This is a genomic window from Clostridium guangxiense (genome assembly GCF_021043395.1).
In the GTDB taxonomy this organism is placed as follows: Bacteria; Bacillota; Clostridia; order Clostridiales; family Clostridiaceae; genus Clostridium_S; species Clostridium_S guangxiense.
In genome coordinates this window covers 258416-265213 of sequence record NZ_JAJNKE010000002.1, presented here as the reverse complement: position 1 = coordinate 265213, position 6798 = coordinate 258416, and the positions used below count along the sequence as shown (strand labels likewise).

At 33.8% G+C, this 6798-nt stretch carries 5 protein-coding genes; all 5 read right to left on the bottom strand.

Features of this window, described 5'->3' with window-relative positions:
* Window positions 1–133: 133 nt before the first annotated feature.
* The 5 genes from LQK79_RS03045 to LQK79_RS03025 all read right to left on the bottom strand — a co-directional run bounded on the left by LQK79_RS03045 (window position 134) and on the right by LQK79_RS03025 (window position 6796).
* Window positions 134–1309: a M20 metallopeptidase family protein gene (locus tag LQK79_RS03045; RefSeq protein ID WP_231015489.1), complete on the bottom strand. Its 1176-nt coding sequence runs from the start codon at window positions 1307–1309 to the stop codon at window positions 134–136.
* 155 nt (window positions 1310–1464) lie between these two features.
* A complete protein-coding gene (locus LQK79_RS03040; RefSeq protein ID WP_231015488.1) occupies window positions 1465–2631 on the bottom strand; it encodes a M20 metallopeptidase family protein in 1167 nt (388 codons plus the stop codon).
* 422 nt (window positions 2632–3053) lie between these two features.
* The gene (locus LQK79_RS03035) at window positions 3054–4364 is read right to left on the bottom strand and encodes a M20 family metallopeptidase (RefSeq protein WP_231015498.1); all 1311 of its coding nucleotides are present in this window, start codon (window positions 4362–4364) and stop codon (window positions 3054–3056) included.
* A 551-nt stretch (window positions 4365–4915) separates the two neighbouring features.
* The gene (gene opp4C / locus LQK79_RS03030; RefSeq protein ID WP_053242424.1) at window positions 4916–5833 is read right to left on the bottom strand and encodes an oligopeptide ABC transporter permease; all 918 of its coding nucleotides are present in this window, start codon (window positions 5831–5833) and stop codon (window positions 4916–4918) included.
* Between the two features lie 12 nt (window positions 5834–5845).
* Window positions 5846–6796 (bottom strand): ABC transporter permease, encoded by a 951-nt coding sequence (locus LQK79_RS03025; RefSeq protein WP_231015487.1) that lies wholly within the window; start codon window positions 6794–6796, stop codon window positions 5846–5848.
* Window positions 6797–6798: the final 2 nt, after the last annotated feature.

The window sequence follows — 6798 nt, the reverse complement described above, 5'->3', positions numbered from 1 at the left end:
ATAGCGAAAACCTTAGTCTTTTAACAAACGAAGTGAGTTAAAACCCTTCACTATAGTGCTCGACAAATTCCAGTTTGCCAATATGAATTAAATATTAGTAATTTTAACATTTCAGTTTCTCCATCTATCCTATTTAATTTTCTTCTACCAAGTAATCTATTGCAACCTGTACATAGCAGGCTGTTCCTATAGGAAGACTATCTTCATCAATTAAGTAATGATTTGAATGCTGTGGAAAAACACAATTTTTTTCTTCATTTCTCGTACCAAGCATCATAATCATTCCTGGAACCAATTTTAAATACTCTGAAAAATCTTCCGAACCCATGCCTTTTTCAGCTCCAAGTATATTATCTTCTCCAACTATTTTTTTCACAGAATTTTTTACAAACTCTGTAACTTTATCATCATTTATAGTTACTTCAAAACCTAATTTATATTCAAATTCATAAGTACAATCATAGGACTCACAAATACTTTTGATTACTTTTTTCATCCACTCTGGCATCATTTTTCTTGAATATTCAGTGAAGGTTCTATTCATTCCCGTAAGTGTCATTTTTCCAGGCACTACATTGAATCTTTCTCCTCCATTAGCTGTTCCTATATTTATTACAATTGGATTTCTAGCATCATTTACTCTACTTACAATTGCTTGAAGTCCATTTATTACAGCTGCAGTACATACCATTACATCATGACCTTCCCAAGGTGAAGACCCATGACATGATTTCCCACTTATAATCAATTTCCATTCATCACCAGAGGCCATAAACTGCCCTTCTTGAGCAATTACTTTTCCAACTTCAACAGCAGATGCTATATGCATACCATATATCATATCGAGCTTAGGATTTTCAAGGGCTCCGCCAGCAATCATTACTTTTGCTCCGCCAGCAGCCTCTTCAGCAGGTTGAAAAATAAATTTTACTGTACCACTGATTTTATCTCTCATATTTGATAAAATTTTTGCAGCTCCAAGCAACATTGATATATGAGAATCATGACCACAAGCATGCATAAATCCTTCTTTTTTTGATGCAAATGGCAATCCTGTTTCTTCATATACTGAAAGTGCATCCATATCTGCACGAAGTCCTATTACCTTTCCAGGTTTATCTCCTCTAAGTATTCCTACAATTCCTGTTTTACCTATGTGCTTAACCTCAATATCCATTTCTTTAAGCTTTTGTTCAACTATTCCAGAGGTCCTTATTTCCTCAAAGGATGGCTCTGGATACATATGAAAATCTCTTCTTAACTCAACAATCCATTCTTTTATCTCATTTGCTTTATCTAATATTCCCATAATATTTCCACCTCTCTACTTATTAGGTTTCGCATCTTCAGTAACGATCCAGATATATACTTCACCAGTTAGCCTTTTTACACAGCTAAATAAACTAAAGGAAGCTTTGCTTTAAATAGGTTTAAAGAACAACACTTATTTAAAGCAAAGCTCAATTATTTTAAGAAATCCACTACTACTTGAGCGTAACTTGCAGCACCTATAGGTAAACTTTCTTCATCTATCATGAAATGATTTGAATGCTGTGAATAGCAAATTCCTTTTTCTTTATTTCCACCGCCTAATATCATAATCATTCCTGGCACCTTACTTGAGTATTCTCCAAAATCCTCTGAACCCATTATTTTATCAGCGCCAATAACTTTATTTTCGCCAACAATTTTTGAGACAGATTTTTTAACAAATTCAGTAACCTCTTTACTGTTCTCAGTTATATTGCAGCCCCATAAGTATTCAAAATCATAAGCACAATCATATGCTTCGCAAGTACTTTTTATAATTTTTTTCATCCACTTTGGCATCATTTCTCTTGAATACTGAGAAAATGTTCTATTTGCACCTGTAAGTACAGCTTTTCCAGGAACAACATTAAATCTTTCTCCAGCATTCATTGTTCCTATGTTTATAACTATTGGATTTCTTGCATCATTTACTCTACTCACAATAGTTTGAAGTCCATTTATTATAGCAGCCGCACAAACTATAGCATCATGTCCTTCCCAAGGAGAAGATCCATGACAAGATTTACCATTTATATTTAATTTCCACTGATCAACCGAAGCCATAAAACTTCCTTCTTGAGCAACTATGTATCCCTTGTCAAGCATTGAAAATATATGCATACCAACTACCATGTCTACCTTTGGATTTTCTAAAACGCCTCCATCGACCATTGATTTTGCTCCACCATTAGCTTCTTCAGCTGGTTGAAATATAAATTTAACAGTTCCCTTAAGCTCATCCTTCATTGCAGATATAATTTTAGCCGCTCCCAAAAGCATTGCAGCATGAGTGTCATGGCCACAAGCATGCATAAAGCCAGGATTTTGTGAAGAATAAGGAAGCCCTGTTTCTTCTTCTACTGAAAGAGCATCTATATCTGCTCTAAGCGCAATTACCTTTCCAGATTCTTTTCCAACAATTGTACCTAATAATCCTGTTTTTCCTATACGTTTTACTTCAATACCAAGTTCCTCTAACCTTTTTTCTATAGCATTTGATGTACGATATTCTTCAAAGGATGGTTCCGGATGCATATGAAAATCTCTTCTAATTTCAACTATCCAATCTTTTATCTCTTTTGCCTTTTCTAAAGTACTCATTAATAACAGCCCCCCTAAATTTATTTACACGTATATAATTTTACACTCTAATAATATTGCGAACTAATTCGAGTTAAGGGTTTTAACTTGCCTTGCTCGTTAAAAGACTAACTTTTTCACTTATATGAAAAGTGAAGGGTTTGACGATGCTTTGCACGTCAAAGGTGAACTTTTCGTCTAAAGCCAAAAGTTAAGGTGATTTTTCCTCCTCTTCGCTACGGAAAAATAAATAAATTAAAGATTTTCTGTAGTAAAACGTAAGAAAATCATCATTAACTTTTTACTGAAGGTAAAAAAGTTCACCTTTTAGCGAGCAGAGCAAGTTAAAACCCTTCACCCTTAGCTTTTTCGCCTTTTTTTTAGGCGAAAAAAATTAGTTATTACTTCGCAATATTTTTATATTGTGATAACTATATTAAAGTTTATTTGACCGTCAAGTGCGGTTTTATATAAGAAGGTATAGGACAGATATATTCTTCACCATTTAATCTTTCCTTCAATTCTTCTTTTGCCTTAACTATTATCTCATTATTTTCAAAAAGCTCTAATGCTGAAAGTGCCATAACTTTACCAGCTAAAATCATAGCGTTGTGTAAATAACCGCATTTCCCTTGAGCAACTACCTGCCAAGAATGTCCGGCTGTTCCGAGCACCCAACAAGAGGTATTAATTTGAGCTGTTGGAACAACAAAACTCACATCACCAACATCTGTTGATTCTGGCGCAGCTTTTTCTGTAAACTTGTACTCTTTTATAGAGTCCATCATAACTTTATCAGTTATTTTTTCTTCATCACTTAATGTATTTTTAATCTTTTTAGCAAACTCTTCTTCTTTCTTAGTCAATTTTATTTGTCCTAGTTCCAAAAGTTTTTCGTACATAACTTTACTCAAGGTATCATTGACAACAACATTTGAAGCCGCTTTATCAAATATTATTTCTACTTTAGTATCTGTCATAAGTGCTGCACCTTTGGCTATATTCTTAACACGTTCATATATCTCTTTAGTTTGTGACATCTTAGGTGCCCTTACCAAAAGAAGTTCTTCTGCAAATGCTTGAACAACATTTGGTGAAAGTCCTCCACCATTGGTAAGCGCATAGTGCATTCTTGCATCCTCTATTACATGTTCTCTTAAATAATTTATTCCAACATTCATAAGTTCTACTGCATCTAAAGCACTTCTTCCTAAATGTGGACAAGCTGCTGCATGAGCACTTTTCCCATAAAATCTAACATATGCTTGTATATTTGCAAGTGAACTGCCCTCAACTACTCCTGTCACATCCGCTGGATGCCATGTGAAAGCAGCATCCACATCATTAAAAACTTTTTCTCTTGCCATATATGCTTTTCCTGAGCCACCTTCTTCTCCTGGGCATCCAAAATAACATATAGTTCCTTTAATATTATTTTTAATCATATAATCTTTTACCGCAACAACTGCAGCAAGTGCACCGGCCCCTAAGGCATTATGTCCGCAGCCATGCCCATTTCCGTTTTGAATAATTGCCTCCTTTACATCCGTATCCGATTTTTGGCTCAGATTATATAAAGCATCAAATTCGCCTAAAATACCAATCTTAGGCTTTCCACTTCCGAATGTAGCAACAAAAGCTGTATCAATATTGGCTACAGCTTTTGTAATAGTGAAACCTTCTTTTTGTAATACGTCGCATAAAAGCTCGCTAGATTTATATTCCTGAAATCTTGTCTCTGCAAATTCCCATATCTCATCATTTGCATATATGAATTCACTCTTTTTATCTTCAACTAATTTTGAAACCTCTTCTGAATCTATCGTAAATAGCCCTCCTTATATTCCATACTATGTATAAATAGGCTGAAAGCTTTAAAATATGTTTATCAAAGCTTTACAATTAATACTTTTTCAGTGCACAATTCACAATGCACAGTTCACAGTTAAGGTTAACTTTCTTCCGTTTCACTACAGAAAGTCTTAAACTTAGTGCTGAATTTTTTTAATTTAGAATTTTGAAAACATTTAGATTTTTTCTCGCCACTACAAAAGATATTTGTTCGCCCCAATTTTTCGTAGTATAACGGAGAAAATTTTTCCTTAATCCCGCTTAGTGTGAAATAATTGTTTTGAATGTACATTTAAATAAAATTATATAAATCTTAGTCCAAATTTTTAAAAAATCTTAGAACTTTAAATTTGTCTGAGAGTCAGCGAGTTATTTAAAGTTTTTAGATTTTTTTAAAATTTGGACTTTAGATTTATGAATTTTATTTAACATACTGAAAAATAATTATTTCACACTATCTGAATTTCTTAGGATCAAGTGCATCTCTCATACCATCACCAATGAAGTTAACAGCCAAAACACTTATTATTATCATTATACCAGGTGGTATCCAAAGCCAAGGTTGTGATGTTAAAACAGATATAGATTGAGAATCTGTAAGCATATTTCCCCAGCTTGCTGTAGGTGGCTGAACTCCCAATCCTAAGAAACTAAGTGATGCTTCCATTATTATTGCATTTGCTATTCCAAAAGTTATATTTACAAGAACTGGTGCAAATATATTAGGGAGTATATGCATAAATAATATTCTAGGTGTACTAAACCCTAACACCACTGTAGATTTTATGTAGTCAGCTTCTTTTACAGAAAGTGTGCTTCCTCGAACTAAACGGGCTATTGATGGCCAGCCTAAAAATCCAAGTACAATTATAAGGTTTGAAAGCTTTGGTCCAACAATACTTACAATTACCATTATAAGCATCATTTGAGGGAATGACATAAACATATCTGTTATTCTCATTATTACCATATCAAGCCATCCACCAGCATAACCGGACAAAAGACCTAATGTAGTTCCAATTATGGCACTTATTGATACCGCTCCTATACCAACTATCAAAGATACTCTAGCTCCATATATAAGACGGCTCAAAACATCTCTTCCAACCTTATCTGTACCAAGAATATGCTCAGCACTTGGTGCTCCACTAAATATATTAGTAACTTTATATGGATTTTGTGGCGCAATTACAGGTGCTAAAATCGCACATATAGCCAATATAACCATAACCACAACACCCGCAACAGCTAGTTTGTGTTTTAAAAATCTATGAACTACAGCTTTTATATAGCTCTCTTCCTCTTCATTTTGGACCGATTCAAGAATTAAAGAATTAGCATTATTTTCAACTTCAGTTTTAACTTCAGACATTAATATCACCCCTTAGCTATATTTAATTCTTGGATCAACAACAGAATAAACAATATCAGTTAATAGATTGGCAAGTAAAACCATTACTGCTGCTAAAAGATTTAATCCCATTATTGTTGAATAATCACGACTCATTATAGATTGAATTGTAAGCTGCCCTATTCCTGGCCATGAAAAGATCTGTTCTGTTATACATGCACCACCAAGCAAAGTTGCAATTTGAAGTCCTATAATAGTAACAATAGGAATAAGTGCATTACGAAGAGCATGTTTTACTATTACCAAACGCTCAACTACTCCCTTTGCCCTTGCGGTTCTTAAATAATCCTGCTCCAAAATTTCAAGCATACTTGATCTTACATATCTTACAAACAATCCTGCTGTATTAACTCCAAGAACAATAGCTGGAAGAATAAGATGCTTTAGTCTATCAACAACATCTGTTTCATTTCCAATAGTAACCATTCCACCTGATGGAACAAGATGAAATTTTAATGCAAATATATAAATTAACGCAAGACCTAAGAAAAATGTAGGCATTGATATTCCTAAAAGAGAACCTGATGTACAAATATAATCTAACACTGAGTATTGCTTAGTTGCACTTAAAATTCCAAGTGGAATTGCTATAATAATTCCCAGTATTAACGATGCCCCCATGAGTTCTAATGTTGGTAAAATTCTTTCTCCAATAATTTGTGATACGGGTCTAAAGGTTGTTAATGAATACCCCATATTACCATGTAATAAATTTTGAAGCCAACTTATATATTGAACGTATAATGGCTTATTTAAACCAAGAGCTGCCTTTCTAGCTGCAAGGTCTGAAGCTGTCATATGTGGATCTACTATTGAATCAAGTGGACTTCCTGGTGCCATGTTAATTATTGCAAAACTAATTATAGTAACACCAAACAATACCACTAAAGCTATACCTAAACGTCTAATAATGTAATTTAGCACAG

Excerpts from the sequence above, each read along its gene's own strand:
- LQK79_RS03045 (WP_231015489.1), bottom strand. The coding sequence starts at position 1,309 with ATGGGAATATTAGATAAAGCAAATGAGATAAAAGAATGGATTGTTGAG.
- LQK79_RS03040 (WP_231015488.1), bottom strand. The coding sequence starts at position 2,631 with ATGAGTACTTTAGAAAAGGCAAAAGAGATAAAAGATTGGATAGTTGAA.
- opp4C (WP_053242424.1), bottom strand. The coding sequence starts at position 5,833 with ATGTCTGAAGTTAAAACTGAAGTTGAAAATAATGCTAATTCTTTAATT.